The organism is Deltaproteobacteria bacterium GWC2_65_14 (assembly GCA_001797615.1).
Lineage (GTDB): Bacteria > Desulfobacterota > Deferrimicrobia > Deferrimicrobiales > Deferrimicrobiaceae > GWC2-65-14.
In genome coordinates, this window is the sequence record MGPV01000038.1 from 22,655 (window position 1) to 49,565 (window position 26,911).

23 protein-coding genes and 1 pseudogene (1 of these 24 only partly in view) are annotated in these 26,911 nt (G+C 66.5%); 12 read left to right on the forward strand and 12 right to left on the reverse strand.

The window, feature by feature from the left end; translation table 11 throughout:
• Positions 1-1,320: pseudogene (locus A2X88_10695) on the forward strand (hypothetical protein); it begins 247 nt to the left of the window's first position.
• 54 nt (positions 1,321-1,374) lie between these two features.
• Positions 1,375-1,941, forward strand: coding sequence for a hypothetical protein (locus A2X88_10700; GenBank protein OGP34092.1), 567 nt, complete (start codon positions 1,375-1,377; stop codon positions 1,939-1,941).
• A 9-nt stretch (positions 1,942-1,950) separates the two neighbouring features.
• Here the strand turns inward: A2X88_10700 and A2X88_10705 are convergent, their stop codons facing one another.
• Positions 1,951-3,618: a hypothetical protein gene (locus A2X88_10705; protein OGP34093.1), complete on the reverse strand. Its 1,668-nt coding sequence runs from the start codon at positions 3,616-3,618 to the stop codon at positions 1,951-1,953.
• Between the two features lie 347 nt (positions 3,619-3,965).
• Here A2X88_10705 and A2X88_10710 point away from each other — a divergent pair, with 347 nt between their 5' ends.
• Positions 3,966-4,766: a hypothetical protein gene (locus A2X88_10710; protein OGP34094.1), complete on the forward strand. Its 801-nt coding sequence runs from the start codon at positions 3,966-3,968 to the stop codon at positions 4,764-4,766.
• 4 nt (positions 4,767-4,770) lie between these two features.
• Here the strand turns inward: A2X88_10710 and A2X88_10715 are convergent, their stop codons facing one another.
• Entirely contained in the window at positions 4,771-5,028 is a 258-nt protein-coding gene (locus A2X88_10715) for a hypothetical protein (protein ID OGP34095.1), read from the reverse strand.
• Between the two features lie 36 nt (positions 5,029-5,064).
• Positions 5,065-5,760: a Rossman fold protein, TIGR00730 family gene (locus A2X88_10720; protein OGP34096.1), complete on the reverse strand. Its 696-nt coding sequence runs from the start codon at positions 5,758-5,760 to the stop codon at positions 5,065-5,067.
• A gap of 334 nt (positions 5,761-6,094) precedes the next feature.
• Between A2X88_10720 and A2X88_10725 the strand changes: the two genes are divergently transcribed.
• Positions 6,095-7,012, forward strand: coding sequence for a hypothetical protein (locus A2X88_10725; GenBank protein OGP34113.1), 918 nt, complete (start codon positions 6,095-6,097; stop codon positions 7,010-7,012).
• Positions 7,013-7,634: 622 nt separating this feature from the next.
• Positions 7,635-8,783: a hypothetical protein gene (locus A2X88_10730; protein ID OGP34097.1), complete on the forward strand. Its 1,149-nt coding sequence runs from the start codon at positions 7,635-7,637 to the stop codon at positions 8,781-8,783.
• Between the two features lie 50 nt (positions 8,784-8,833).
• Here A2X88_10730 and A2X88_10735 read toward each other — a convergent pair whose 3' ends face one another.
• The 8 genes from A2X88_10735 to A2X88_10770 form a co-directional block, all read right to left on the reverse strand.
• Positions 8,834-9,253, reverse strand: coding sequence for a secondary thiamine-phosphate synthase enzyme (locus tag A2X88_10735; protein OGP34098.1), 420 nt, complete (start codon positions 9,251-9,253; stop codon positions 8,834-8,836).
• A gap of 13 nt (positions 9,254-9,266) precedes the next feature.
• Positions 9,267-10,520 carry a hypothetical protein gene (locus tag A2X88_10740; protein OGP34099.1) on the reverse strand — a complete coding sequence of 418 codons (1,254 nt, stop codon included), beginning with the start codon at positions 10,518-10,520 and terminating at the stop codon, positions 9,267-9,269.
• Between the two features lie 186 nt (positions 10,521-10,706).
• The gene (locus A2X88_10745) at positions 10,707-12,932 is read right to left on the reverse strand and encodes a hypothetical protein (GenBank protein ID OGP34100.1); all 2,226 of its coding nucleotides are present in this window, start codon (positions 12,930-12,932) and stop codon (positions 10,707-10,709) included.
• A 502-nt stretch (positions 12,933-13,434) separates the two neighbouring features.
• Positions 13,435-14,838: a protoporphyrinogen oxidase gene (locus A2X88_10750; GenBank protein ID OGP34101.1), complete on the reverse strand. Its 1,404-nt coding sequence runs from the start codon at positions 14,836-14,838 to the stop codon at positions 13,435-13,437.
• A complete protein-coding gene (locus tag A2X88_10755) occupies positions 14,835-15,797 on the reverse strand; it encodes a ferrochelatase (GenBank protein OGP34114.1) in 963 nt (320 codons plus the stop codon). The genes A2X88_10750 and A2X88_10755 overlap by 4 nt, the downstream gene beginning before the upstream one ends.
• 65 nt (positions 15,798-15,862) lie before the next feature.
• Entirely contained in the window at positions 15,863-16,897 is a 1,035-nt protein-coding gene (locus tag A2X88_10760; GenBank protein ID OGP34102.1) for a uroporphyrinogen decarboxylase, read from the reverse strand.
• A gap of 132 nt (positions 16,898-17,029) precedes the next feature.
• Complete coding sequence (locus A2X88_10765; GenBank protein OGP34103.1) at positions 17,030-18,139, reverse strand: radical SAM/SPASM domain-containing protein; 1,110 nt, start codon at positions 18,137-18,139, stop codon at positions 17,030-17,032.
• A gap of 201 nt (positions 18,140-18,340) precedes the next feature.
• Positions 18,341-19,588 (reverse strand): hypothetical protein, encoded by a 1,248-nt coding sequence (locus A2X88_10770; protein ID OGP34104.1) that lies wholly within the window; start codon positions 19,586-19,588, stop codon positions 18,341-18,343.
• A 137-nt stretch (positions 19,589-19,725) separates the two neighbouring features.
• Between A2X88_10770 and A2X88_10775 the strand changes: the two genes are divergently transcribed.
• From A2X88_10775 to A2X88_10805, 7 genes are all read left to right on the forward strand, one after another.
• Positions 19,726-20,796 carry a magnesium and cobalt transport protein CorA gene (locus A2X88_10775; GenBank protein OGP34115.1) on the forward strand — a complete coding sequence of 357 codons (1,071 nt, stop codon included), beginning with the start codon at positions 19,726-19,728 and terminating at the stop codon, positions 20,794-20,796.
• Positions 20,797-20,810: 14 nt separating this feature from the next.
• A complete protein-coding gene (locus A2X88_10780; protein ID OGP34105.1) occupies positions 20,811-21,257 on the forward strand; it encodes a hypothetical protein in 447 nt (148 codons plus the stop codon).
• 216 nt (positions 21,258-21,473) lie between these two features.
• On the forward strand, positions 21,474-22,127 hold the full coding sequence (locus A2X88_10785; GenBank protein ID OGP34116.1) for a hypothetical protein: 654 nt from the start codon (positions 21,474-21,476) through the stop codon (positions 22,125-22,127).
• 170 nt (positions 22,128-22,297) lie between these two features.
• The gene (locus A2X88_10790) at positions 22,298-23,356 is read left to right on the forward strand and encodes a hypothetical protein (GenBank protein OGP34106.1); all 1,059 of its coding nucleotides are present in this window, start codon (positions 22,298-22,300) and stop codon (positions 23,354-23,356) included.
• A 5-nt stretch (positions 23,357-23,361) separates the two neighbouring features.
• Complete coding sequence (locus A2X88_10795) at positions 23,362-24,300, forward strand: hypothetical protein (protein ID OGP34107.1); 939 nt, start codon at positions 23,362-23,364, stop codon at positions 24,298-24,300.
• A gap of 51 nt (positions 24,301-24,351) precedes the next feature.
• Positions 24,352-24,843 carry a hypothetical protein gene (locus A2X88_10800; protein ID OGP34108.1) on the forward strand — a complete coding sequence of 164 codons (492 nt, stop codon included), beginning with the start codon at positions 24,352-24,354 and terminating at the stop codon, positions 24,841-24,843.
• A gap of 283 nt (positions 24,844-25,126) precedes the next feature.
• Complete coding sequence (locus tag A2X88_10805) at positions 25,127-26,224, forward strand: hypothetical protein (GenBank protein ID OGP34109.1); 1,098 nt, start codon at positions 25,127-25,129, stop codon at positions 26,222-26,224.
• 121 nt (positions 26,225-26,345) lie between these two features.
• On the opposite strand, the gene A2X88_10810 is transcribed toward A2X88_10805, so the two are convergent.
• Positions 26,346-26,831, reverse strand: a complete 486-nt coding sequence (locus tag A2X88_10810) for a hypothetical protein (protein OGP34110.1) — start codon at positions 26,829-26,831, stop codon at positions 26,346-26,348.
• Between the last annotated feature and the right edge of the window lie 80 nt (positions 26,832-26,911).

Below are 26,911 nucleotides of genomic sequence, written 5' to 3' on the forward strand. Positions count from 1 at the left end.
GTCGCCTCCGGGGGGAAGGTCCGCGGCGTCTACCGGAAGATGCACCTGCCCAACTACGGGGTCTTCGACGAGGTCCGCTATTTCCGCAGGGGGAAGGAGCCGGGCCTCTTCCGCGTCGGAAGGATCCCGGTGGGGGTCACCGTCTGCGAGGACATCTGGGTGCGGCGGGGTCCCGCCCTGGCCGAGGCGAAGGCGGGGGCGCGCCTGATCCTCAACCTCTCCTCCTCCCCCTACCACGCGGGGAAGTGGGAAACCCGCCGGGAGCTGGTGGCCCGGCACGCGAAGGCGTCCGGCTGCCCGGTGGCCTACTGCAACCTCGTGGGGGGGCAGGACGAACTGGTATTCGACGGCGGTAGCATGGTCGTCTCCCCGAAGGGCGAGCTGCTGGCGCGGGCGGAGTTCTTCTCCGAGGATCTCCTGCTCTGCGACCTGGGAAGGAAACCGGAAGGAGGCCGCGTGGCCCCCGCGCCGGGGGAAGGGGAGGAGATCTTCCGGGCGCTGGTGACCGGCACGCGCGACTACGTGGAGAAGAACCGCTTTCCCGGGGTGGTCATCGGGCTCTCCGGCGGGATCGACTCGTCGCTGGTGGCGGCCATAGCGGTCGAGGCGCTGGGCCCCGGGCGGGTGACCGGCGTGACGCTCTCCTCCCCATACACCGCGAAGATGAGCGTGGAGGATGCGCACGCGCTGGCGCGCAACCTCGGGATCCGGTGCATCGACCTCTCCATCGGGGAGATCTTCCGGGGATTCGAGGCGGAGCTTTCCGGCGTCTTCCGGGGGCTTCCCCCGGACACCGCGGAGGAGAACCTCCAGGCCCGGATCCGCGGCACGATCCTGATGGCCCTCTCGAACAAGTTCGGATCCCTGGTGCTCACCACCGGGAACAAGAGCGAGATGAGCGTGGGGTACGCGACCCTCTACGGCGACATGGCGGGCGGCTTCGCCGTCATCAAGGACCTGTTCAAGACGAGCGTCTACCGGCTCGCCCGGCACTACAACCGGGCGCGGGGGAGGGAGATCATCCCGGAGCGGGTGCTGACCCGGCCTCCCTCCGCGGAGCTTCGGCCGGACCAGAAGGACTCCGACTCCCTGCCGGAGTACGCGGTGCTCGACCCGATCCTGCGGATGTACGTGGAGGAGGAAAAAAGCGTCCCGGAGATGACGGCGCCCGGCAACCCGGAGGAGGTGGTGCGGCGCGTGGTCGCCCTGGTCGACGGAAGCGAGTACAAGCGGAGGCAGGCGCCGCCCGGGGTCAAGATCACCCCCCGCGCGCTGGGGAAGGACCGCCGGATGCCGATCACGAACCGGCGCAACGGGTAGGCGCTCCCGAAGCTTCCTTCGGCCGGGACCGGCATCCAGCGGAAAAAGGAGGAGGTGTTTTCGATGGCGGGTGCGGAACGCAATGTCATATCGCTGCTGCGGGAGCAGATGAAGGGTCTCCATGAACTCCTCGAGGGTACGGTGGCCGACGTGACGACGGAGCAGGCCCACTGGATCCCCCCGGGAAAGGCGCTGCCGATAGGCGCGACCTATGCCCACGTGGTCGTCGGGGAGGACGGCGTCGTCAACGGGATGCTAAAGGGCGGCGCCCCCCTGTTCGCCGCCGCATGGGCGGGGAAGACGGGGCTCTCCGAGCCGCCCCCCTCGTTCGATCCGAAGAAGCCGGGGTTCCCGGACTGGAGCGGCTGGGCCCGCAAGGTCAAGGTCGACCTGCCGGCGCTGCGGAAGTATGCGCAGGCGGTCTACGCCGCCTCGGACGATTTCCTGGCGTCGCTCCGGGGGAAGGACCTGGACCGCCCGGTGGACCTCTCCGCGCTGGGGCTGGGGAAGTCGACGATGCTCTTCGTGATCCACAACGGGATCCTGGGGAACGGGTTCACCCACTGCGGGGAGATCGCCTGCCTGAAGGGGCTGCAGGGAAAGAAGGGCTACCCGTTCTGACGAAAGCGGTCAGCGGACGTTGATCGTACGGTACTTGGCGATCCGGACCAGCCCGGGTTTCGCTCCCTTGAATTTGGAGACGTGGCGCGCCTCGGCCAGGAAGACCGGGACGTTCGAGGAGCCCTTCGCCTTGCTGTGCAGGACCGCCAGCCGGGCCGCCTCCTCGACGACCCCGTCCGGCACCTCGGCCCCCGCCGCCCGCTTGACCAGCACGTGGCTCCCCGGGATCCCCTGGGCATGCAGCCAGAGGTCGTCGGGGGCGCTAAGCTCCCGCACGATCCGGTCGTTCCCCGCGTTGTTTTTCCCGACCAGGATCGTGTGTCCCCGGAAGTCGATCCGCTCCACCTGGGGAGGGACCGCCCGCGAGGTCTTCCCTGCGCCAGGACCCTTCTTCGACGCGGGTTTCTTCGCCGGTTTCCGGGGGGCAAACGATGCGGAGAGCTCCTGCCGGACGGCGATGACTTCCTCCCGGGTCCGCGCTTCCGCCAGCTGCGCCTCCAGCGACTCGAGGTAGTAGACGCTCTCCGCCACCTCGCGCTTCCGTTTCCGGACGATATCGACCGCCCCCTTCGCCTTCTTGTGGAGCCGGAAGCAGCGGTTCATGTTCTCCACCGGCGTCTTCGCCGGGTCGAGCGGGATCCCCTGGAAAACCGTCATCCCCCGGCGCAGGGCGGACAGGTTCGCCTTGAGGGTCTCCCCGGACGCACCTCCCTTGAGCCCTTCCGCGAGCCGCTCCTCGTCCCCGCCGACGTTTTCCAGCTTGTGCCGCTCCTTTTTGAGCAGCGCGGAGAGCCGGGAGCGGACCTGCTGGAGGAGCACCGCCTCCTCCTGCGCCGCCGCCACCTCCCCGTAGTGGCGGTCGGCCGCCTCGTTGGCGGTCGGGAAGGGGGCGAACTCCGAAAACCCCGCCCCGGGGCAGGGGAAGGGGAGCAGCCGCTTCTTCCCGTTGGGCAGGGTCCCGATCCCCGGGGAGAAGTCCTCCTCCTCGTACCGGCGGACCAGCTCGCGCAGTCCCGCGAAGAGCGCCTCCGGCCCCTCCGTTCCCCGGCCGGCCGCCTCGTGCGCAAGCTCCTGCCCCAGCCCGGAGATCTCCTTCTGGAGCAGCCGCGGGAGCCCCTCCCACGCCAGCGCATGAAAGCGGGCCGCATCCTCCCCGGTCACCTCGGGGAGGAAGATCCGCTCCGGCTTCGGAAGCGGCCGGTAGGGGAGCCCGGAGGCGACCTCCCGGACGCGACTATCCTCGGGGGACACGGTGCGCAGCGGAGCAAGGATCGTCCCTTCCCCGTCCACGTAGATCAGGTTCGCGTGCCGCCCGTAGAGCTCGGCGAGCAGGGCCGTGCGGGCATGCAGGGCGTCGGGCCGGAGGGAGACGAAGTCGATGCGGACCAGCCGGTCGAAGGGGGCGGCGGAAAGCGTTTCCACCCGCATCCCCTCGAGGTGCCGCCGGAGAAACTGGCAGAACTGCGGCGGCGATGGAGGGTTGGGGACGCGGCGCGTGGACAGGTGGATCCGGCAGAGCTCCGGGTGGGCGGAAAGGAGCAGCCGCTTCTCCTCCCGGCCGGTCCAGAGGGTCAGGACGATCTCCCGCTCCGCCGGCTGGTGCACCTTCGAGACGACCGCCCCGCGCAGGACCGGCGCGAGCTCCGACACGATCCGCTTCACCAGGAATGCGTCCATCGCCCCCTCATTCTACTGCCCCCGGCCGTGAAACGGTGCGACCTATGGCCAGGACCCCGCGCTCTCCTACAGTACGCATCGACCTGCGGGTCCCCGGTTGCCGGCGAAGCCAGCCGAAGGAGGGGGGATGAGCGGAGATAAAAAGAATGAACCGGGGGCGGAGGGCGGGCGAAGCGAAGCCCCCCTCCGAGGCGGCGGAGCCGTTTCCGGGACCCTCGCGACGAGGGCACATGACGAGGACCCCTGGACGCTGGCCCTCCATCCCCCGCATCGCTGCGGGTCCTCGGTCGGTGGTACGATCACGGCAGGGCGTACAACGGAGCGGAGCAAGCCGAAGGAGGAGACCGATGCCCTTTACAGACGCGCCCGGCTTCCGGATGCACTACGTGATCCGGGGTGACGGTCCGCCGCTTCTATTGGTGAACGGGATGGGGAGCGACCTCTCGGAGTGGCTCTACCAGCTCCCGGCCTTTTCCCGGAAGCACCGGGTCGTCGCCTTCGACAACCGGGGGGCGGGGGAAAGCGCGGTCCCGGAGGGGCCGTACACCACCGCGCAGATGGCGGACGACGCCGCCGCGCTGCTTGCCGCCCTGGGGATCCCGAGGGCGCACCTGCTGGGGGTTTCCCTCGGGGGGATGATCGCCCAGGAGGTCGCGCTGCGCCACCCCGGGCGGGTGGAGCGGCTCGTGCTGGCCTGCACCGCGCTGGGAGGAGCGCTCTCGGTGCGCCCTTCTCCGGAGGCGCTGGCCGCCTTCGCCCGGGATCCGTCCGCAGACCTCGAGGCACAGATCCGGAGGACGATCCCGTACCTCTACACGGAGCGCTATTGCCGGGAGAAGCCGGAGGAGGTCGAGGCCTTCGTCCGAAGACGGTTGGCAAGGCCCGCCGACGCCGCGGGGGTCGCCGCGCAGCTGGTTGCCGCGATCGGCCACGCCGCGGGGAACAGACTGGCCCGGATTCCCGCCCCGACCCTGGTGATCACCGGGACGGAGGACCGGCTGGTCCCGCCGGAGAACTCGCGGCGGATCGCGGAGCGGATCCCCGGGTCCCGCCTGGCGCTTTTTCCGGGGGCTCCCCACCGCCTCTTCGCGGAGAACGCGGAAGCGTTCAACCGGGAAGTGCTCGCGTTCCTCGACCCCGGCCGCTGACCGGTCAGAGCGCCCCGGCGTCGCGGAGATCCTTCTCGAACCTCGCCGGATTGAACTTGTCGCCGGAGACGATCGTCCCCTCGATGTCGAGGGTGGGGACCTTCTTCATCCCGTCGTTCAGGTTCATCACCGTCACGGCGGCTTCCGGGTCCTGTTCGATGTCGACCTCCTCGAAGGGGAGGTCCCTGGCCGCCAGGAACTTCTTGGCGGCCAGGCAGTCGGGACACCAGGGGGTCGTGTAGATCAGGATCCGCTTGCCCATCGAGATTCTCCCGTCTCGGGAAGCCCGGTGCTCCGCCTACAGCATCGGGGGGCCTTCCGGGGGGAGGGCGAACTTGCGCCGCTCGCCGATCGGCCGGATGCTCTCCCGGTGACGTTGGATGATGAAATCGGCCGCATGGAGCGGATCGTCGGTGACGTGGAAGAGGTCGAGGTCGGATAGGGAGATCGTCCCTTCCCGGATCATGACCGTCCGCATCCACCGGAGAAGCCCCTTCCAGTAGCCCTCCCCCATCATCACCACGGGGAACCGGCGGATCTTCCCGGTCTGCATCAGGGTGAGCGACTCGAAGAACTCGTCCAGCGTCCCGAACCCGCCCGGCATGATGACGTATCCGGCCGCGTACTTGACGAACATCACCTTCCGGGCGAAGAAGTGCTTGAAGTGGAGCGAGCGGTCCTGGTACCGGTTCGGACGCTGCTCCTCGGGGAGGTGGATGTTCAGCCCGATGGAAAGCCCCTTGCCGCGCTTGGCGCCGCGGTTGGCCGCCTCCATGATCCCGGGGCCTCCCCCGGAGATGATGGAATACCCGCGGCGGGAGAGGGCCTCGGCGACATTGACGGCGGTTTTATAGGACCAGTCCTTCTGCTTCGTGCGGGCGCTGCCGAAGATCGAGACGGCCGGGCCGACGTCCCGCAGCGATTCGAACCCCTCCACGAACTCGCTCATGATGCGGAAGACGCGCCACGTTTCGATTCCTGCGAACTCCTGCATTCGGACCCCCGGTCAGGATTTTCTGGACGTCTTGGCGTAGAACGTCTCGAGAACCTGGACGATGTCCTTGCTGCCACACTTGGGGCACTTGCGTCCCCCCTTCTCGTACTCCCGGAAGGAGAGGATCTCGGTGAACTTCTTGCGGCATTTCCGGCATTCGTAGGAATAGGTCGGCATAGGTCCATCCTTCCGCTCAGAGGATCGTTTCCGGACGAGACACCCTGGTGTTTCCCGTAGTATTAGAAATGACATAAAGAACCGTGTGAGACAAGAGGATCCGAAACCCCGCGGGAAGGGGGATCATCTCAAGGCCATGGAGCGGCGCAGGGAGAAGATGGGACGGGCCCCGTTTCTCCAGTTCCGCGAGGTGCTGGTGACCGGAGGAACCGGGTTCGTGGGGAGGCATGTCTGCCGGGCCCTTGCGGCCCGCGGGCATATCCCGAGGATCCTCGTGCGGCCGGGGTCGGAGGAGCGGGTTCCGGAGGACATGCGGAAGAGTTGCCGGGTCACCCCCGGCGACGCGACCGTCCGCGAATTCGTCGAGAACGGGGCCCAGGGGACGGACGCGATCGTCCACCTGGTGGGGATCATCCGGGAATTCCCCGCGAAGGGGATCACCTTCGAGCGGCTGCATGTCGAGGCCACCCGCAACGCCCTCCATGCCGCGAAGCAATGGGGGATCCGCCGCTTCGTCCACATGAGCGCCCTGGGGGCGGAGCCGGGCGGGCCGACCCCCTATTTCGACACCAAGGGGAGGGCGGAGGATCTGGTGCGGAGCTCCGGCCTCGACTGGACGATCTTCCGCCCGTCGGTCATCTTCGGGCCGGGCGACATGTTCGTGAACGAGCTGGCGAGGACCTTCCGGAAGATCCCGTTCCTTCCGGTGGCCGGAAACGGGGAGTATCGCCTTCAGCCGGTCTTCGTCGGGGATGTCGCCAAGGGGGTTGCCGACGCGGTGGACCGGGAGGATCTTTCGGGCAAGACCTTCGACGTGGGGGGCCCCGACTCCTTCTCCTACAACGACCTGGTCGACCGGATCGCCGCCTCGGTCGGGAAACGGATCCGCCGGGTTCATCTCTCCATCCCCCGGATGATCCGTCTCGTGAAAACCCTTTCCCGGTTCGAGAGGTTTCCGGTCACCGTGGACCAGATTGCGATGCTCCTCGCCGAGAGCGTCTGCGACAGCTCCCCCTACTACTCCACCTTCTCCTTCGACCCGTTCCCCCTGTCGGCCTACCTCCAGAAAGCATAGCTGCGCCCCGTCGTGAGGGCGCCAGAGGACGGCTTCGCCGCCATTGAATCTCCGCTCATCCCCCCATCCTTCGACTGGCTGCGCCCGCGTTGCGTCCCGTAGTGAGGGCGCCCGGGGAAGGCTTCGCCGCCTCGGAGGGGGGCTTCGCTCCGACTGCCCTCCGCTCTCGGAGAACCTTTTTATCTCCGCTCATCCCCCCATCCTTCGACTGGCTGCGCCCGCGTTGCGTCCCGTAGTGAGGGCGCCCGGGGAAGGCTTCGCCGCCTCGGAGGGGGGCTTCGCTCCGACTGCCCTCCGCTCTCGGAGAACCTTTTTATCTCCGCTCATCCCCCCATCCTTCGGCTGGCTGCGCCCATGGGGCGCCCCGACGCGAGGGCGCCAGGGGACGACTCGTTTTCGGGGATGTGGGGGGAAATTTTCTGCCGATATCCTGATAGTCGGGCTGCCGAAAACGCATGGAGGGCGCCCAATATGGGTAAATAGTTTCCCACAAAAGGCGCAACCAGGAAAAATATTTCCCATCCTGGTGGGCTTCGGCGAGACCCCCATTGAAACAACCAATAAAATCAATGCGTTATTTGCCTGATGTCTGCGGATCGATATTTGCTTTTATTTACTGGCGATGGAATCCGCTGGAACGATATCGATCAAGCCGGTCATCCGGGTATCGGTGGCCTTCCTGGCGGCCTCCTTCCTGTTGTTGCTCAATCCCGTTTCCGCATCATCCGAATCCTATACATACCAGGACCTTCATCCACCCGGTTGGAAGTCATCCGCCGCCCTCTGCGTGAACGATTCCGGGCAGGTGGCGGGCTACGGGATGACCGGCGATGGGGAACGAGGATTCCTCAGGAGTTCCGGAACGTTCCAGGAGATTCTCCCCCCCGGCGCGGACTCGGCGAGGGCGAACTGGGTGAACGGGCGGGGGGACGTCGCCGGCACCGCCTACTGGAACGGGGTTCCTCATGCCTTTCTGCTGCGCGGAGGCGCCTACCTGGACCCGACGCCGGACTGGGCCTATTCGGAAGGGATCTATTTGGGAGAGGACGGGTCGGTAGCGGGAACGGGCCAGCTCGGCGCCTATATCTCCCGCGGGGGGGAAACCGAGATCCTTCCCGGCTTTTCGTCCGTGGCAGGGGGGAACAGCTCCGGTCAGCTGATCGGTCGCAGCGGGGATTCCGCTCTCCTGTTTCTCCCCGGGCAGGGATACATGAGCGTGACGCCGCCGGGCGCCACCGCCTCCACGCCGACCGGGATCAACGAATCGGGGCATATCGCGGTCGTCGCCCTGAAGACCGGGATGGAGAGAGGCTACGTCAAGTCCGGCGAATTCTATATCGACATGACCCCTTCCGGCTGGAGTTCCTCGCAGGCGACGGCGATCAACGACCTGATGGCGGTGGCGGGGTATGGAAATTCCCCGGCGGGCCGGCGCAGCTTCCTCCGGTCGGGCGGCGCCACGGAGGAGATCTCCTTCCCCGGCTGGGGGTCGACCGAGGCGGTTTCTCTGAACAACGCCGGTCAGGTGGCCGGCTCGGGAACCACCGCCGGGGGGGAGACCCATGCCTTCCTTGCCGCTCCCGCAAGCCCCTCCGGCTCCGGAAGCCCCGGCACTTCGGGATCGCCCCGAGCCGCGGGCGGATGCTCCCTGGCACTCCGGGGAGGGTCCCCGCCGCCGATCGGCTCGCAGGCGACGTCCGTCGCGCTTCTGCTTTTCCCCCTGCTCCTGCTCCGGACCCGGAGAGAGAGAACGACCGGTTCTGCGCCCTGAGATGCCGCCGCTGTCGGTGAGCGTGGGGATGCCGCCGGCCCCGTAGCCCGTCACACCCCGAGGATCTTGACCAGGACCCGCTTCCTTCGGCGGCCGTCGAACTCGCCGTAGAAGATCCGCTCCCAGGGGCCGAAGTCGAGCTTCCCCCCGGTGACCGCGACCACCACCTCCCGCCCCATCACCTGGCGCTTGAGGTGCGCGTCGCCGTTGTCCTCCCCGGTCCGGTTGTGCTGGTATCGCGAGATCGGCTCGTGCGGGGCGAGCTCCTCCAGCCAGCGGGCGTAGTCCTGGTGCAGACCCCCCTCGTCGTCGTTGATGAAGACCGAGGCGGTGATGTGCATCGCATTCACCAGGCACAGCCCCTCCCGGATCCCGCTCTCCTTCAGGCAGGCCTCGACCTCCCGGGTGATGTTCACGAACGCCATCCGCTTCGGGATCTCGAACCAGAGCTCCTTCCGGTAGCTGTGCATGGGAACCCTCCCCCTACCCGGCCAGCGCCTTGAAAAACCGCGACTGCACCTGCCCGGAGAGCAGCGCCTTCTTGACGGGCGGCAGCGCGACCACGATCCGGGTGATCGCCCGCAGGACGGCGTGGTCGAGCCGGTCGAAGTCGTCGAAGAGCAGGTTCTGAAACTTCCCCTGCTCGATCGCCATGATCACCGTCCGCCGCCAGGCGTTCTCCGGGACCAGGATCGTTTCCTTCCGCGGCTCCATCCGCATGGCCCCCCGGGCGCAGGCCATTTTGCATAACCCGCAGCCCAGGCAGACCTCGGGCAGGACCGCCGCTTTCGCGTCCGGCTTCTCCCCCCGGACCTCGATCGCGCGGATCGGGCATTTCTTCGCGCAGGAGCCGCAGCCGTTGCAGGCGCCGGGGTCGGCCGCCGCGAGGAAGGGGGAGGTGACCACCGCGTCGAAGAGCTGGAAGCGGTTGATCGCGGAGAGCATCCCGCAGCAGCATCCGCAGCAGTGGCATACGTATGCGGGACGCTTCTTCACGTTGTCGGAGATGTGGACCAGCCCCGCCTCCCGGGAGGCTGCGAAAATCTCCCGCGTCTCCTCCCGCTCGATCCTCCGGGCCAGTCCCCGGCGGACCAGGAAGTCGGCCGCGGCGTTGAAGGTGGTGCAGACCTCCATCGGCCTGCCGCAGCTGCGCCCCTCGTGCTCCGCGGCATGCCGGCAGAAGCAGAGGGAGACGGCGCACATCTTCGCCTCCCGGATCAGGTGCGAGGCCCGCTCGTGGTCGAGGACCCGGGGGAGATCCTCCGGGTCGACCGCCCCCTCGTGGACGAGCGTCCTCCCCGGCATCACCTTCCCGGCGAAGACCGACCGGACGAACTCCGGCTCGTCGTGGACATACCGCATCATGAAGCCGGCCAGCTCCTTCTGCGGGATGTCGTCCCGCACCCGCATGAAGGCGAACTCGAAGAATCCGAGCAGGGTGGGGGAGAGCATGTACACCGTCTTCCCCTTGTGCGGGAAGTCCATCACCAGCCCTTTTTCCGCCATCCGGTCGAGGCCGGGCAGGAGCGCCTCCGGGCTTCTCCCGGTGCGGCGAGAGATGCCTGCGATGTCCGTGAGCCGGATCGGCATCCGGCTGGCGATTTCGGCCTCCTCTTCCGTGTAAAGCCGCTTCAGGATCTCGAAGAGGGCGGGAGCGGACGGGGCCCCGATCGGGAACCGGTCGAGCCGCTTCTGCAGCCGGCCGTAGACCCCCTGCCCGTTGCGGATGTGCGCCATGGGATCCGGTCCTCCTCCGATCGCGGGATTTCCAAGGGAACTCGCTCCCTCAAGGATATCGCTTGAGGCCGCTCGGGTCGAGCGCATTCCTCCCCGTCCGGGCGGAAAGGGAGGGCTGCGGGTGGTGGGAAAGAGAACGGGGGTGAGGAGGAATCTCCTCTCCACCCCCGCGTCGGACGGAACGGCTCAGAATGCGTAGAGGATGGTCGCTCCGGCGGAGAATCCGCTCCGGTACTGTCCCTCGATCTCAATCCCGAGCCGGTCGGAGACGGGGTAGCGGACCCCCGCGAATCCGCCGAAGGTGTTTTTCTGGTTGTACTTGTTGTCGACGTTGAGGTTCACCACCCCGTTCGTGATCTGGTACGTGACATCGGCCCGGTTCCAGAAGAACGAGGGCCCGCCGTACACCATCCCCTTGCCGACGGGGGCCTGGAGGCCGATACCGACCTGGAGATCCCAGGAGTCCTCGATCTTCTCCTTCCCGCTCCAGGTGGTCCCCCCCTGGGAGAAGGCGATGTTGTCCTCGTAGTCGCTGTACCAGGTGAAGTCGAGGATCGGCCCTACCGAGAAGGAAGGGGTTTCGTACAGGATCCCCTTCGCCCCGACCCCCGCGAGGAAGCCGTACGAGTCCTCGAACCCCTGCGGGGCCCCCCGGTCGGCGATGCCGACCTTCACGGAGGCCTCGCAGTTCGCGGAGAATCCGTACGCGCCCCGCAGGAACACGCTGTTCTGCTTGACCTTGTCGGTCTCCCAGCGCACGGTGACCCCGCCCGACTGGACGGAAGCGGTGTCGGGCTCCCACTTGTCCTCGGTGTAGAAGTAGCCGATCGCACCGCCGAACTGCCCGGCCTTGACCGACGGCTGCGGGGGCCCGAGCGCCCCGGCGTGCGAGGGAGCGGAGGCGGCCAGGATCATCGCCGCCGCCAGGAGGAACGGGAAAAACCCCCGGAACAGAGTGCGATGCCCACGTTCACCCGTCCCCCGCCGTTTCCGGGCGAAGAGAACCAGCGCCGGAAGGATGAAGAGGCACAGCGCTGCCGCGCTCTCCTTCCAGGTCGCCTTCCCCGGAGCCACGGCGCACCCGAAAATGCTCGGGGTGTTCTGGAAGAAGAGGGTCACGGTGTTGTCCCCCCCCGCGGTGGTGAACGTCCAGACGTAATCGGTCCACAAATAGGCAGACCCCGTCTGGCTGACAATAGAATCTTCGGGCAGGGTGACCGTGTAGTTCGTATTGTTGTCCAGAGCGGTATCGGGGATGAAGGTCACGACGGTGTTGTCCGCCGAGAAGGAGAAGGTCCCGGCGACGGGGGAGCCGTCGCTGGTCCGCTCGACAACGAACGAGGTGTCGTCGACCGTGGATTGGTTGATCGCAAGGTTGAACGTCGCGGAGATGGTGTTGTCCACGGGAACGTTTACGGCGTTGTTGTCGGGGCTTGTGGAGACGACCCACAGCGCCGGCCCTTCCGTTCCGTAGGCGGCAAAGGCGAGGTTGAGAACATGGTTGGCCGGCATCTTCGCAAGGCCGAGCTGGTCACGGGGGATCGTGAAATTGTAGACCTTGTGCCGGTAGGGAACCTTGTCCGTATAGGTGAATCCAGGAGTTCCCCATGCCGTATCCGCTTCGGATACCTTGAACTCCTTGACCCCGGAGGCGGTCTTTACATACACCGCTGAATAGTCCTTGTTCCCGTCCCGGGTGTTGTCGCCGGTCAGGTCGATCCGGACATAGAGGTTCTTCTCGTCGTTGCTGACCCATCCATAGATATCGGAAGAGGGGTGACCGGTCCCTGCCCTGCAGAACTCGCGGAAGAAGGGAGCCGTCCGCTCCAGAGCCTTGCCCTTCAAGGTCTTCCCGCTGTCTGCTCCTCCCCAGCGGTACTGGTAGAAGTCCGAGGAAATGCGGATCGGCTTTGATTGGTTGGAGAGGGGGAAGCGGAAGGGGATGTCCGCGATCCGTTCACTCTCGATCCTGGCCACCAGGGATAGGGTCCTTCCGCGACGCGCCGGGAAGGAAAACTCCACGATTCCCGAGGAGGCGTCCAGGACGTCGAAGTCCGGTTTTGCGACCAGCTTCCCGGCTTGTGCCTCCCGGCTTCCGGAGACCGAAACCGGGGCGATGGCGGACAGTGAGATCGCGTCGATGTGCGCGGCTCCCCCTCCCGTTTTCTTCAGCCGGACGACATGCCGTTTCGAGGAGGCCGGGGCCTCGGGGATCTCAAGAGTCTGTTCCCGGTAGAACCGGTCGAAGGGGAGAGAGGAAACCTTCTTCCAGACCCCGTTCTGCCTGAGGAAAATCTCGAACTCGCCATTTTGGACGAATTTTTTCGGAACGGGATAGGTTACTGCGGATTCATGGATCGGGGAACCGATGGCCACCGGGACCGTCCATGAAACGAGGAAAACCAGAGTCATTGCGCCAAGAAACCAGGTGGCGTTCCGTGCGGAAAAAACACCCTCAAACGGTTTGCTCATTTCCCAGACTCCTTTCTGCCCCTGTCGGGTGAATGTTCGGTTTTCCGTGGATCAGTCGGGTTCGGGACCTCCATGCAGGAAAAAAAAGTTTACTGCAAGGATCAGTCCGACTGCAATGTGACGAAACTTAAAGTACGGGTACGGGAAGATATCTGTGCAAGAAGGGCGATACGCTGTTTCAGGGGAAACAGGGATAAATATTTTCCCTGCTATTGCCGGTTATCGGGAGATTCAGGGGGCCATTTTTCCTGGTGCGAGATCATCGGGGCGGTTCACCCCGGAGTCGACGGAATGCTCGTCTGTTCCGACCGGAGGCTGATCCAGCAGGATCGCACCGTCCCCTGCGGGAGCTCCTGGACGATCCGGTTCGTCGGAAACAGGGCTGCCAGCAGGACGACCATTCCGAGCGATGTCATGGCCACGGAAACCATCTGGGAAAAGGTCATCGTTCGTTACCCCCCGCGATCCGTTCCGCCGTCAGGCGGGACTGCAGCACGCAGTCGTTCAGCGCGATCCCCCGGTAGGCGTTGCTGTTGACGAACAGCCCGGGGTGGGCGGCCAGCCGCCCTTCGATCCGTTCAAGCACCTTGCCGTGACCCACCAGGTACTGGGGGATCCCCTTCTCGTGGAAGAAGGCTTTGGCGAGGACCGGCTCGGCCTTGATCCCCAGGATCGACGACAGCTCGGAGCGGGTGAGGGCGACAAGCTCTTCCGAAGGCAGCGAGGCGAGGTCCGGCCTCCGCACCCCGCCCACCATCGCCCGGATCAGCGCCTTTCCCTCCGGCGCCCGGTTCGCGAAGACGCTCGAGTCCCAGAGCGCCCCGAGGATCCTGCGCCGTTCCCTCCGCGGGATGAGGAATCCGAACCCGTCCAGCGGGTGCCCGAGCGTCGCCCGGTCGTACCCCAGCGCCACCACGGAGATCGGGGAATAGGGAATCGCGACGAGCGCGTCGGAGAGGGTCGGGTCGAGCGGCCGGACGATCTCCGCCGTGGCATAGGCGGGGATCGCGAAGACGACCCCGTCCGCGTCGATCTCCCCGCGCTGGCCGTCCTCCAGCAGCGACAGGAGAAACTTCCCCTCCCGCCGCCGCGCCTGCTCGACCGAGACGCCGAGGTGCAGGCCGTCCGCGAGCCGCTCCGCGAGGACGTCGATCAATGCCTGCACCCCGTCGTCGAACGAGGTGAGAACCCCTCCCGGCCCCGCCGACATCTCCCGCTTATCGCCCGCCTTCGACCGCTCCCGCGCGAGCGAGATCATCCCCTTGACCAGCCCGCCGTACCGCCGCTCCAGGTCGCGGATCACGGGGAAACAGCTGGCCAGCGACATCCGGTCCGGGTCCCCCGCGAAGATGCCGGTGACCATCGGGTCGATCAGCTTCTCGAGCGCCTCCTCCCCGAGCCGCCGCCTCGCGAAGTCGCCGAGCGACTCGTCCACCCCCACGGGAGGCCCGGGCGCGAAGGGCTCCCCGCAGATCCGGAGCCGCCCCCGAAGGGAGAGCAGGTTCGAGAGGAAGAAGGCCTGCGGGGTCTCGGGGAGCCGGTGCATCGTCCCGCCGGAGTAGATGAAGCGCTTCCGGGCCAGGTCCGACGAGCGGGCCAGCCGGTCCTCGATCCCCAGCTCCCGGACCAGATCCAGGGAGTGGGGCTTGTTCGTGAGAAACCCGTTGGGCCCCCACTCCATCCGGAAACCGTCCTCGACGATCGTGCGCATCTTCCCGCCGGGGACCTTCTCCGCCTCGAGAATTACCATTTCGGCGCTTTTCCCCGCCTGGGAGAGGAGGCGGACCAGGTAGTGGGCGGTGGCCAGCCCGGAGATCCCCGCCCCGACGATCGCGATCCTCGTCATGACGCGGTCCTTTCCCGCGGGCCGCCCTCCGCGAGGGCGGAGAGCGCGATGTCCCGCAGCGCCCGGATGAAGGCCGGGGAGTCGTTGAGCGCCGGGACCCGCAGGAAATTGCCGATCCCTGCCTCCCCGGCGGTCTTCCGGAGCCGGATGTCGAGCTCGTGAAGCGTCTCGATATGCTCCGACACAAAACTTGCCGGAATCACCGCCAGCGTCCGGACCCCCGCCCGCCCGAGCCTCTGGACCTCGTCGACGGTGTCGGGCCCGAGCCACTCCACTCTGCCCACCTTGCTCTGGTAGGAGACCGAGTGCGGATGCCCCGGGAACCGCCGCATCACCGCGGCGACGGTGCGCCCCGCCTCCGCCTGGTAGGGGTCTCCCTCGTCGATGAACGACTTCGGAACCCCGTGGAAGGTGAACAGCAGGTGCGTCTCCGGACCGGCTCCCGGAGCGGAGAGGGTCTCCCGGATCTTCTCCGCGAGCGCCTCGACGTAGCCGGGATGGTCCGGGTAGGAGGAAACCTCGGCCAGCGGGATGTCTGCCCCCGCCCAACGAAGCCAGCGCTGGAGATCCTTGACGCTCGATCCGGTCGTCGCGCGGCAGTATTGCGGGTAGAGGGGAAGCGCCAGCGCCCGCGCCACACCGTCCCCCTTCATGTCGAGCGCGGCATGCCGGGAAAGCGGGTGCCAGTAGCGCATCCCCACGTAGACCCGGTAACGGCCGCCGGTTTCCGAAAGCGCCGCCTCCAGCGCCGCCCGCTGCGCCTCCGTGTGGCGGACGATCGGGGATCCGCCGCCGATCTCCTCATAGTACCGCCGGACCTTGCGGGCCCGCACGCCCGAGACGATCCAGGCGAATGGCGGCTGGGTGAGGAACGGGGCGGGGAGCCGGATCAGATCCCGGTCGGAGAAAAGGTTCGCGAGGAACGGCCGGACGGCCGACAGGGTGTCCGGCCCCCCCATGTACAGCAGGACGACGCCGGTCGTCGGGGTGGTCGCGGGCAATCGGGCTCCCTTGGCCTTGCGAGCTACGCTTTCTTTCCGTAGCGGTGCACCGCTTCCACCATCGCGACCGCGTGGTCGGGGTTGGTCGGCGGAAGGATCCCGTGCCCCAGGTTGAAGATGTGGGAGGCCGTCTTCTCCCCCCTGCGCAGGACGTCGCGAACGCACTCGGCGATCTTCGCCGGCGGGTGGAAGAGCATCGTCGGGTCCATGTTCCCCTGGATCGCCACGCCTTGTCCCACCACGCCGCTGGCCACATCCAGCGGAATCCTCCAGTCGACCGCGATCACGTCCACCGGAAGGGTCCGGATCAGCGGAAGCAGCGTCGAGCAGTCGTTCGCGAAGTGGATGAGGGGGACGCCGTCTCTCCGGAGCCCTTCCACCACCATCCGGGTGTAGGGGAGGGCGTACTCCTCGTAGTCGCCGGGGGTGAGGATCCCCGCCCAGGTGTCGAAGAGCTGGATCGCCTGCGCGCCGGCCTCGATCTGCGCGTTCAGGTAGAGGACGACCGTTCTGGCGATCTTCTCCATGAGCGACCGGAAGACCTCCGGCGCCTGGTACATCAGCGTCTTGAGCTTGATGAAATTGCGGGAGGTCCCCCCTTCCACGATGTAGGAGGCCAGCGTCAGGGGAAGGCCGGAGAAGCCGATCAGCGGCACCCGCCCCTCGAAGGTCTTCCGCAGGATCCTGATCGTCTCCATCACGAAGGGGACCGTGTCGGCCGGGTCGGGGACGGCGAGCGAGTCGACGTCCGCCTGGCCCCGGATCGCCTTCCCCAAAAGCGGCCCCTTCCCCTCGTGGAACTCCAGCGGGACCCCCATCGCCTCCACCGGGACCAGGATGTCCGAGAAGAGGATCGCGGCGTCCACTCCCAGCCGGTCGATCGGCTGGACCGTCACCTCCGCGGCCAGCTCGGGGGTCTTGCACAGGTCGAGGAAGGAGGTCTTTCCCCGGATCTTCTGGTATTCCGGGAGATACCTGCCCGCCTGCCGCATGATCCAGACCGGGGTCACGTCGACCGGCTCGCGCCGGCACGCCTTCAGGAACCGGTACTCCACCATGCTCTCCTCCCTCAGGACCGGGCCGTTCCTTAGAACCGGGACGTTCCTAAGAAGTCGTACATTGGATCCGGGGAACTGGCCTTCCCCAGTTCTTAGGAACGTCCCCGTTCTGAGGTTCTGTGCTCGGGCGAATTATTTCTTGGCGGTCTTCCCGACCTGGACCGCCGCCTCCAGGCGCTTCCGCGTCCGGATCGGTACGTAGTCGCAGAACGGCTCCTCCTGGAGATAGTCCTCCAGGACGGCGTCGGCCCGGGCGCGGCATCCGCCGCAGACGTTGATGTACTCGCACTCGCCGCAGCGCCCCTTGTACTTCTCGAAGGCCCGCAGCGACTCGAACAGCTCCGAATGGTACCAGATTTCCCGGAAGTGCTGCTTCTTGACGTTCCCGGCGACCACCGGGAAGTAGGAGCAGGGCTGGACGTTCCCCTTCGAGTCGATGAAGGCGATCGCCTGCGCGCAGATGCAGCCCTTCCCGCCGCCGGTGGAGAAGGTGAGCGACCGCCGCTCGAACGTGTGCCCCTCCTCCTTCGCTTTTTGCATCACTACCCGGTAGTAGTGGGGGGCGCAGGTGGGTCGGACCAGCATGTCCGGCTCGTTCTTCTCCATCTGGTAGTGCCACTCGAGGATCTCCTCGTAGTCCTCCTTGCTGATCAGCTCGTCCAGGATCTCCTGCCCCCGGCCGGTGGGGACGATCATAAACATGTACCAGGCGTGGGCGCCGATCTTCTTGGCGAGCCGGTAGGTCTGCGGGATGTCGTGCTGGTTCCGCTTTGCGAAGGAGGAGTTCACGATGAACTTGATCCCGTTGCGGTGAAAGGTCTCGGCGGCGCGCAGGGTCGCCTCGAAGGCCCCCGGCTGCTTCCGGAAGTCGTCGTGGACCGCCGCGGTGGAGCCGTCCAGCGACAGGGAGACGATCTTGATCCCGCTCTCCTTCATCTTCGCGCAGACCGCGTCGGTCACCAGCGTCCCGTTCGTGGCGATGCACATCCGCAAGCCCTTGGCGGTGCCGTACGAGGCGATCTCGAAGAGGTCGGGACGCAGCAGCGGCTCCCCGCCGGAGAGCACCAGGACCGGGCTGCAGAAGGAGGTGATGTCGTCGATCAGCTGTTTCGCCTCTTCCGTCGTGAAGTCGGTGTCGTGGGAGGTCATCGACGACGACGCCCGGCAGTGGATGCAGTTCAGGTTGCAGCGCCCGGTGACTTCCCAGGCGAGCCATTTCGGGATGAATTCTTCCTTGGCCACAAGCGGTTCCTTTCCGAAACTCCCGGCAGACCGGATCCGGTTGCGCCGCCGGGGACAATCCGTCCATTATAATCGATAGGAGATGCCCGGGACACCGAAATCCCCCCCCGGGGGTGGGTCCATGCGCCGGAAGCACCCGTTTTTCCTTCTGTTCCGGCTGGTTCCGATCGGATGGCTTCCTCGGAGATCCTGAAGTAGCCGCTACTTCGCCATCCCGGCGTACTTCTTCGCGTTCTCCAGGTCGCCGATCGCCTCGTACGACTTCGACAGCATCGCCGCCCCCTGCTTCGTCGGGAGCAGGTCCATGCTCCGGGAAAGCTCCGGGATCGCCGCCCGGTGGTCGTTCCGCTGGTGGTGCAGCGCCCCGAGCAGCAGGTGCGGCTCGAAGAACTCGTCGTCGAGCCGGATCGCCTTGCGAAGCGAAATCTCCGCGGCCCCGTATTCCTTCTGGATCAAACGGACCCGCCCGATCGAGGAATGGAACGGGGCCTGCTCCGGCTCCCGGGCCGCGGCCTCTTCATAGTTCCGCAACGCCTCCCCGTATCGCTTTTCCTTGAGCAGCTTGTCCCCCTCGTCGGCGATGTCGTAGGCCTTCTGGACCTCACGGAGCCGCGCCGTCTTCTGCCGGAAGACCGTTTCGTTCAGGGTGTAGCCGGGGTCCCTGGCGATCCCCGCGTAGCGCTCCGCGATCCGGGCACGGGCGTTGTCCAGCCGATCCTTCGAGAACGGGTGGGTCCGGAAGATCCCCTCGACGAACATCGGGTTCTTCCCCCCCTCCAGCTCCCTGTAGAAATACTCCTGGAGCCGGACCGCCCCCATCGGGTTGTAGCCGGCCCGGACCATGTAGTCCATGCCGAGCCAGTCGGACTCCCGCTCCTGCTCCCGGGAGAAGCCGTTGTTCACCAGGGAGGCGGTGATCCCGGAGAGGTCCATCGCCCACTCCTTCCCCCCGGTGCCGACCGCGACCCCGGCGAGCAGGATGTTCGCGGCCAGCGCCCGCTGGTATCCGGCGAGCGAGTGCTTCGCGGTCACGTGGCCGGTCTCGTGCCCCAGCACCGCCGCCATCTCCGCCTCGCTGGAAAGCCCCACGAGCAGCCCGCGGTTGATCACGATGAACCCGCCGGGGAGCGCGAAGGCGTTGGGAACCGAGGAGTTGAGCACCCGGAAGCGGTAATCGAGGTTGGGGCGGTGGGACACCCGGGCCAGCCGCATCCCGACCTCCTGAACGTAGTCCTCCAGGGCGCGGTCCCGGTAGAATCCCCCCTGCTGCTGCACCGCCGGGGTGTAGGCCTGGGAACCGAGCTTGACCTCCTCGGCCTCCGTGAAGGAGACCAGCGAAAGCTCCGAACGGCCGGTCACCGGGTTGACCGCGCAGGCATACAGAAGAAGCGCCAGGAATGCGGAAGCGGACAGGGCGAGCCCGACCCCCCGCAAGGAGATCCGTTTCATCCCGCTACCTCCCGGATGTGGATCGAAGTACGGTCATTATTTCATGCGCGGCGTCGGGCGGGCAAGCGGCGGGGGCGACGTTGGAGGCGCTCCGTGCGTCTGGTATAAAGGAGGAAATCCGGGAAATGAGGGGCGCGATGGCTCGCAAGCGGAGGAGGAAGCGGTCGCAGCTTCCGGGGACCCTCCCCGGGACCCTCACGGCACATATCGAGGCCGACTCGGCCCCGGTACGGATCACGGCCTTCCTGTACGGCCCCGACCGGTGCGAGGAGCGGGTCCTTCGCCCGGAGGAGATCCCCTTGCTCTCCGTCCCCGAGAAGGGGGTCCTCTGGGTCGACGTATGGGGGCTGGCCGACCCCGGGGTCATCAAGGCGCTCGGGGACCGGTTCGGCTTCCACCCGCTTGCCCTCGAGGATGTCCTGAACATCCCCCAGCGCCCCAAGGTGGAGCGGTACGGCGACCACCTCCTCGTCGTACTGCGCGAGATCCAGTACCCCGAGGAGCCGGAGCAGTTCTCTCTCTTCCTCGCCGACCGGCTCGTGGTGACCTTCCAGGAGCGGCATGGAGACCCCTTCGACCCGCTTCGGGAGGGGATCCGGAACGGCAAGGGGAGGGTCCGCTCCCTCGGCGCCGATTACCTCGCCTACTCCCTCTGCGACGCCGTCCTGGACGCCTATTTCCCCGTTCTCGAGAGACTGGGCGACCTGGTGGAGGAGCTGCAGGAGCGGGTGATGGCCGACCCGGTCCCGGAGACGCTCCGGGAGATCCGGGAGGCGAAGCGGAAGCTGATCGAGGTGCGCCGCGCGGCCTGGCCGGCCCGGGACGCGATGAACGAGCTGATCCGGGAGGAGTCCGGCCTGATCCTCCCCGAGACGAAGGTCTTCCTGCGGGACTGCTACGACCACGCGGTTCAGCTGATGGACATGGTGGAGACCTACCGGGAGATGGCCGCCAGCCTGTTCGACGAGTACCTGTCGGCCGTCTCCCACCGGATGAACGAGACGATGAAGGTGCTGACCATCATCGCCACGATCTTCATCCCGCTTTCCTTCATCGCCGGGCTCTACGGGATGAACTTCGACCCGCAGGCCTCCCCCTTCAACATGCCGGAGCTTTCCTGGCGCTACGGGTACCCGGCGGTCCTGCTGCTGATGGCCGGCGGCGCGGGGGGGATGCTCTACTGGTTCCGGAGGAAGAAGTGGTTCTGAGTTGACCTGTCTCAATGTCCTTCTTCCGATCTTGTGAGAAAATGACCGGAAACGGATTCCCCTGGAAGGAGGAGATGTCGATGCCCGCCCCCGTGTTCGCCCGTCCGAAGGAGAAGGTGACGTTCGACCCGAACCGATTTGCGCCGAAACCGCTGTTCGAGAGCCCGGAGATGAAGGTGATCCAGGCCTCGTTCCGGGCCGGCCAGTTCATCCCCGTCCACAAGCCCGACGTCCACGTGGTCCTCTACGTCCTGGCCGGGGAAGGGGAGGTGGTGGCGGGTTCGGAACGCCGCCCCGTCCGGGAAGGGGACCTGGTCGTCGTCCCGAGGAAGATGGCGCGCGGCGTGAAGGCGAAGACCGACATGGTCGTCCTCCACGTCGTCTCCCCGTCCCCCACGGAGGCCGACCACGGAGACATGGCGAAGAGGATCGCCCGGGGGGATTTCGAACTGCCGGCGTGATCAGGGGCCTTATCGCGAGGGGTCGGAAGGACACGATTTCACGGGGGCCACAGGCCCCCTTTTCTTTTTCTCCCATCACGGTTTCGACGGAGAGATATTTCCGGAAACGCCTATATATTGATTAATGTCAATGTATGGATTCCCGGGGTTTGCGACGATGGAGCCGTGATATCCAACTCGTTGTCCCCCGCGGACCGTGCGGGGAAGGAGGGGAAGATGAAATGCCTGGCAAAACTCGGAGGTGCAGCGGCGGCGGTAATCATCCTTACCATGGCGTGGGCAGGAAGCGCCCTCGCCCATTGCGACACGATGGATGGGCCGGTCGTCACCCTGGCGAAGAAAGCTCTCGACAAGGGGGACGTGAACCTGCTCCTCCCGTGGGTGGCCAAGGAAAAGGAGGGCGAGATCCGGGAGGCATTCGATCTGGTGTCGGCGGTCCGGGGGAAAGGGCCGAAAGAGAATGAGCTGGCGGACCGGTACTTCTTCGAGACGCTGGTGCGCGTGCACCGCGAGGGGGAGGGGGCGCCGTACACGGGCCTCAAACCCGCGGGACTTGACCTGGGCCCCGCCATCCCCGCGGCCGACAAGGCGCTGGAAACGGGAAACCCCAAACCGTTGCTCGCGCTGATCGAGGAAAAGATCCACGGGGGGATCCACAAGTATTACGTCGAGGCGATGGAGAGGAAGAAGCACGCCGGGGATAGCGTCGAGGCGGGCAGGGCGTACGTGGGGGCGTATGTTCCGTTCCTGCACTTCGTCGAACGCCTCTACGTCGACGCCACCACGCCGATCGCCCATGGCGCCGGGGACGTGGGGGGCGCAGGGCCCGGCCATCCCGAGCCGGCCGTCGCCGGGAAACACGCGCATTGACCTGAATCGGGTGGAGGCCCGTCCTCCCCCCGATCTTCGTTCCGGAGGGGAGAAGGGATTGCCACCGGGCCGGACCGGTAGGATAATGCGTACGTTCTTCCGGTTGTCCGCAATACTCTCCGAAGACCGGCGCATTGAATGGCGGGCGTGAAGGTTCGAAGGAAGGGAACATGGGACGGCATCTCTTCCGGGCGGGATCGTCCGGTCCTGACAAGGAGGAACCGATGCGCTACCTGATCCTGGGAGGGGGTCCGGCGGGAATCGCCGGGGCCAAGGCGGTACGAAAGACCGACCGAAAGGCGGAGATCGTCATCGCCAACGCGGAGACGGACCCGCCCTACCTGAGGCCCCTGGTGCCGGACTTCATCTCGGGGAAGATCGATCTTTCCGCCCTCGCCGATCCGCAGGCGGAGGATCTCGACAAGCATGGGATCGAGCTGCTCGGCGGGAAACGGGCCACGAGGGTGGACCCGGATGGAAGAAGGGTGACGTTCGGGGACGGGACCGAAGAGGCGTACGATTATCTCCTCCTGGCCACCGGGGGAAAGCCGGTCCTTCCCTCTCCGCTCGACCGGCACCCGGGGGCGGTCATTCCGGTGGATTCTCTCCAAGACGGGAAAAGGATCCGGGAACGCGCGGGAAGGCCGGGACCGGTCATCGTCTACGGTCCGGGGTACGTGGGGATCGAGGCAAGCCGCGCCCTCGCGGCGCTGGGCAGGAGCGTGATCTGGATCAAGCCGGACCTTCCCCGGTTCGGATACCCGATCTCGGGGGAGTTCGAGGCGAGCGTCCTCGACGAGGTCCGCAGCCGGGGGGTCCGGATCCTCGGCGGGGACGACATCGCCTCCATCCGGGAGGTCGACGAGGGGATGTTCGAGGTCCGCGACCTGCAGGGGGAGACGATCCGCTGTTCGATGATCGCGGCGGCCGTCGAGCGGCTCCCCGACGTCGATTTTCTCAAGGGGAGCGGGGTGAAGGTCGGCACCGGCGTCATCGTGGACGACCGGCTCCGGACCAACGTCCCCGGCATCTTCGCGGCGGGGGATTGCGCGGAACTCTACGACGAGAAGACCCACGAGGTCCGGATCAACTTCGGGTGGCGCAGCGCGATCAAGCAGGGCCGTCTCGCGGGAGAGAACATGGCGGGAGGGGGGAAGCGCTACATCCGGCGGCAGGAGGACTACCTCTGGCTGCTCTTCGGGACGTCGCTGCAGGATCGGGCAAAGTAGCCGGTATGAAATCCGGGCGCTCCCCGGCGGTCGGCAGGGTCGCCTTCCTCCTTCTCGCCTCGGCCCTCGTCCTGGCACTGTTCCCTTCCCGCGGGACCGGGACCGAGGAGTATGCCTCGCGCACTGGGAGGGAGTGCCGGGCCTGTCATCTCGACCCCGCCGGGGGAGGGGAGCTGACAGCGGAAGGCGAGTCGTTCCGGCGGACGCTTCCCGCGGCCGGGCGGGAGGCGGCCGGCTCCACCGGATGGCGCCACACCGTCCGGTTTCTCGCCGGGTTTCTTCACCTGTTCACCGCGGTCCTCTGGTTCGGAACCATCCTGTATGTCCACCTGCTTCTCAAGCCCTCCTACGCGGCCCACGGCCTCCCGCGGGGGGAGCTGATCGTCGGATGGGGGTCGATCGTTCTCATCGCCGTCACGGGGATCCTCCTCACGCTGTTTCGGATCCACTCCCCGGCCGATCTCATCCGGACCCGCTTCGGCATTCTCTTGACGGTGAAGATCGTCCTGTACCTCATCATGGTCGGCATCGCGGTGATCGTCACGTTCATCGTCGGGCCCAGGCTGAAAAAAAGACGGGTGACGGTCGATCGGGAGAAAAAGGACATGGCGCCGGACGATCTGTCCGGGTACGACGGGAAGGAGGGCCGGCCGGCCTATTTTGCCTATGACGGGCGGATCTTCGACGCCACGGGGAGCAGGTTATGGAAGGACGGAGGTCATGTCGGCAGGCACCTCGCGGGATTCGACCTGACCGACGCCCTGAAGCTGGCCCCCCACGGGGAGGAGAAGGTTGTCTCCATGCCTTTCGTCGGCAATCTCCTGGCGGCGGGGACCGTCCAAAGGGCTCCGACCCACCTGAAGGCCTTCTACTTCATGACCTACTTTATCCTGGGCCTGATTTTCGCCGTCCTGTTCATCATCTCTCTTTGGCGGTGGTGGTGAGCCGGGCGACAACGGCCGTCGGGGGAATCTCCGGGAACGGGGGAGGGGAGGATGTACGAAAAGGTTCGCAAGGAGGTGGAGCGGTTCTTCGGGGAGGATGCCCGCCGCATCGCGCACGCCCTGGAAGTCACTTCACACGCCCTTCGGATCCAGGCGGTCGAAGGAGGGGACCGGGAGGTCGTGACGATGGCCTCCCTCCTCCACGACGTGGGGATCAAGCCGGCGGAGGAGAGGTACAAAAGCAGCGCGGGGCACTACCAGGAAAAACTCGGTCCGCCGGTCGCGGAGAAGATCCTGAAGGAGCTGGGCGTTGAGGGGCGGAAGATCGCGACGGTCAGGGAGTTGATCGCGTACCACCACACCCCGGGGAAGATCCGCACGAAGGAGTTCGCCTGCCTCTGGGACGCCGACATGATCGTCAACCTCCGGGAGGTTGCGGGTACGATGTCCGGCGAAAAGATCGCCCCCCTGATCGAGACGAAATTCCTGACCGCGGAGGGGAAGCGGATCGCACGGGGGATCTACCTGACGGCACCCGGGTAGTCATTTTCCTTCGTCCTCCCTTTTCGCGGGGCGGCGTTTCAAGGGATAATAGCGGAGAAGCCGTGGGGCAAGCCGACGCCGCACGCAGCGCGCGGGGGCGGCCGCGGTATCCCGGGAGGGTGGGACATGGGAACGCCGTATCCGGACCGTTTGTGGGTCGCGCCGGTCGCCCGCGCCTCTTCCACCTGCTCCGTCCTTCGCGGGGAGGCGGCGAAGGGGAGGTGAGGGGGAGGCACTCGCGCACTCCCCGGCCGGCTGCCGGATCAAAGGGGTCTCGCACTCGATGAGGAGCCCCCTGCGGAAGCTCCTGGTCTTCGCCGCGATGGCCTTCGGCCTTCCGATGGTGGGCATAGGGGTCGCCGGGGAGCCGGTGGCCCGCTATCTCGAGTTTCCCCCGACGACTCGGTACGTGGAGCATGCCCCCTTCTCCCTTCCGCTTTTCTTCCTGGGAGTCCTGATGGTCCTGGCCCCCCTGGCCCCTTTCGTCCTGCGGGCGGCCCGGTATCGCCCGGAACCCGATGCGGAGGCCTCGAGGGTGCGGCCCTTTCCTCTTTGGGGGTGGGCCGGGGTGGTCTCGGGGATCGCGTTCTGGATCCTGGCCTGGTCCCGCTTCTCCTGGTTCGCCCCGCTCCAGGCCCACACCTTCACCCCGCTATGGGTCTCCTATGTCGTGGTCGTGAACGCCCTCACATACCGCAAGGCGGGGAAATGCCTCATGACGGAGCGGCCGCGCTTCTTCCTCCTTCTCTTTCCGGCAAGCGCCGCCTTCTGGTGGTCCTTCGAGTACCTCAACCGTTTCGTCCAGAACTGGTACTATGTGGACCCGTCCCGATACGGCCCGTGGGAGTATTTCTGGCTGGGGACGCTCCCTTTCTCCACGGTCCTGCCCGCCGTGCTCTCGACCCGGGAGTGGCTCGCCACCTTCCCGCGCCTGGACCGTCCCTTCCGCAGCTTTCTCCCCCTGACTGTCCCCGGGCCGAAGGCCGCCTCCTGGGTCCTTCTGGCCGCTGCCGCAGGAAGCCTGGCCGGGATCGGCGTCCGGCCCGACCTGTTCTACCCCCTCCTCTGGGTCGCGCCCCTTCTCGTCCTGCTCTCCCTCGACGGGATCGCAGGCAGGCCCCACATCCTCTCGGGGGTCGCGGCGGGCGACTGGAGGGAGGCGGTCGGGTACGCCCTGGCGGCCCTGCTGTGCGGCTTCTTCTGGGAGATGTGGAATTTCCACAGCCTGGCGAAGTGGAATTACTCGATCCCGTATGTCCAGCGGCTCCACTTCTTCGAGATGCCGCTTCTGGGATATTCGGGATACCTCACATTCGGACTAGAGTGCGCCGCCGTCGCCGCCCTGGTGGAGGATTTCGTCCGGCCGCGCAAACCCGCCTGACGGGCAAGGGCAAACGGTGAGGATCCGGCATCCCGGGAAGCCCGGGAGGCATCTATACCGAAATACTGTTTCATCGCGTGGGGGCTGCCACGATGGACTGGATTTCCCTATTCCTCGCCCGCTACGGAGGAGCGGCGATGTTCCTGGTGAGCTTCCTCGAGAACATTGGCGTCCCCTTCCCCGCGTTCCCGCTGTTCCTCCTGGCCGGGGCGCTGTCCGCAACCGGGCATGTGTCTCTGCCGGTCCTGGTGGCGGGGGCGGTCCTGGGGGCGGTCGCGGCCGACGGGATCTGGTACGAATTGGGGCGGCGCCGGGGGAAGAGGGTGCTCTTCATGCTGTGCCGGATCTCCCTGAACCCGGATGTGTGCGTCGAGAGCGCCGTCGACCAGTTCCATCGCAGGAAGACGGTCACGATCCTGCTGTCGAAGTTCCTCCCGGGGGTCAATTCGGTCATGCCGCCGCTGGCCGGTATCGCCGCCCTGCCGCTTCCCCTGTTTCTGTTCCTCGATTCCCTCGGGGCTATCCTCTGGGCCTCCGTCGGTATGGGGCTCGGGCGGGGATTCGGGCTGGAGATCGCCGGGTCGGCGCGCACCATCCAGGGGGGCATGGTATGGCTCCTGGCCGCCGGGTTGACCGCCTCCGTCCTCTGGACGATCGGCTACCGGCTCTACCTGGTGAGGCGGTACG

Coding starts and splice junctions, on each gene's coding strand:
- A2X88_10735 (OGP34098.1), bottom strand. CDS start 9,253: ATGCACAGCTACCGGAAGGAGCTCTGGTTCGAGATCCCGAAGCGGATG.
- A2X88_10775 (OGP34115.1), top strand. CDS start 19,726: ATGGCTCGCAAGCGGAGGAGGAAGCGGTCGCAGCTTCCGGGGACCCTC.
- A2X88_10805 (OGP34109.1), top strand. CDS start 25,127: ATGAGGAGCCCCCTGCGGAAGCTCCTGGTCTTCGCCGCGATGGCCTTC.
- A2X88_10720 (OGP34096.1), bottom strand. CDS start 5,760: ATGCAGGAGTTCGCAGGAATCGAAACGTGGCGCGTCTTCCGCATCATG.
- A2X88_10715 (OGP34095.1), bottom strand. CDS start 5,028: ATGGGCAAGCGGATCCTGATCTACACGACCCCCTGGTGTCCCGACTGC.
- A2X88_10780 (OGP34105.1), top strand. CDS start 20,811: ATGTCCTTCTTCCGATCTTGTGAGAAAATGACCGGAAACGGATTCCCC.
- A2X88_10740 (OGP34099.1), bottom strand. CDS start 10,520: ATGGCGCACATCCGCAACGGGCAGGGGGTCTACGGCCGGCTGCAGAAG.
- A2X88_10770 (OGP34104.1), bottom strand. CDS start 19,588: ATGAAACGGATCTCCTTGCGGGGGGTCGGGCTCGCCCTGTCCGCTTCC.
- A2X88_10750 (OGP34101.1), bottom strand. CDS start 14,838: ATGACGAGGATCGCGATCGTCGGGGCGGGGATCTCCGGGCTGGCCACC.
- A2X88_10760 (OGP34102.1), bottom strand. CDS start 16,897: ATGGTGGAGTACCGGTTCCTGAAGGCGTGCCGGCGCGAGCCGGTCGAC.
- A2X88_10790 (OGP34106.1), top strand. CDS start 22,298: ATGGGACGGCATCTCTTCCGGGCGGGATCGTCCGGTCCTGACAAGGAG.
- A2X88_10705 (OGP34093.1), bottom strand. CDS start 3,618: ATGGACGCATTCCTGGTGAAGCGGATCGTGTCGGAGCTCGCGCCGGTC.
- A2X88_10800 (OGP34108.1), top strand. CDS start 24,352: ATGTACGAAAAGGTTCGCAAGGAGGTGGAGCGGTTCTTCGGGGAGGAT.
- A2X88_10785 (OGP34116.1), top strand. CDS start 21,474: ATGAAATGCCTGGCAAAACTCGGAGGTGCAGCGGCGGCGGTAATCATC.
- A2X88_10795 (OGP34107.1), top strand. CDS start 23,362: ATGAAATCCGGGCGCTCCCCGGCGGTCGGCAGGGTCGCCTTCCTCCTT.
- A2X88_10710 (OGP34094.1), top strand. CDS start 3,966: ATGCCCTTTACAGACGCGCCCGGCTTCCGGATGCACTACGTGATCCGG.
- A2X88_10745 (OGP34100.1), bottom strand. CDS start 12,932: ATGACTCTGGTTTTCCTCGTTTCATGGACGGTCCCGGTGGCCATCGGT.
- A2X88_10810 (OGP34110.1), bottom strand. CDS start 26,831: ATGCCCCCCTGGATGGTGCGCGCCGACCCGGCGATCTCCAGCCCGAAT.
- A2X88_10755 (OGP34114.1), bottom strand. CDS start 15,797: ATGGGGGGGCCGGACACCCTGTCGGCCGTCCGGCCGTTCCTCGCGAAC.
- A2X88_10730 (OGP34097.1), top strand. CDS start 7,635: ATGGAATCCGCTGGAACGATATCGATCAAGCCGGTCATCCGGGTATCG.
- A2X88_10725 (OGP34113.1), top strand. CDS start 6,095: ATGGGACGGGCCCCGTTTCTCCAGTTCCGCGAGGTGCTGGTGACCGGA.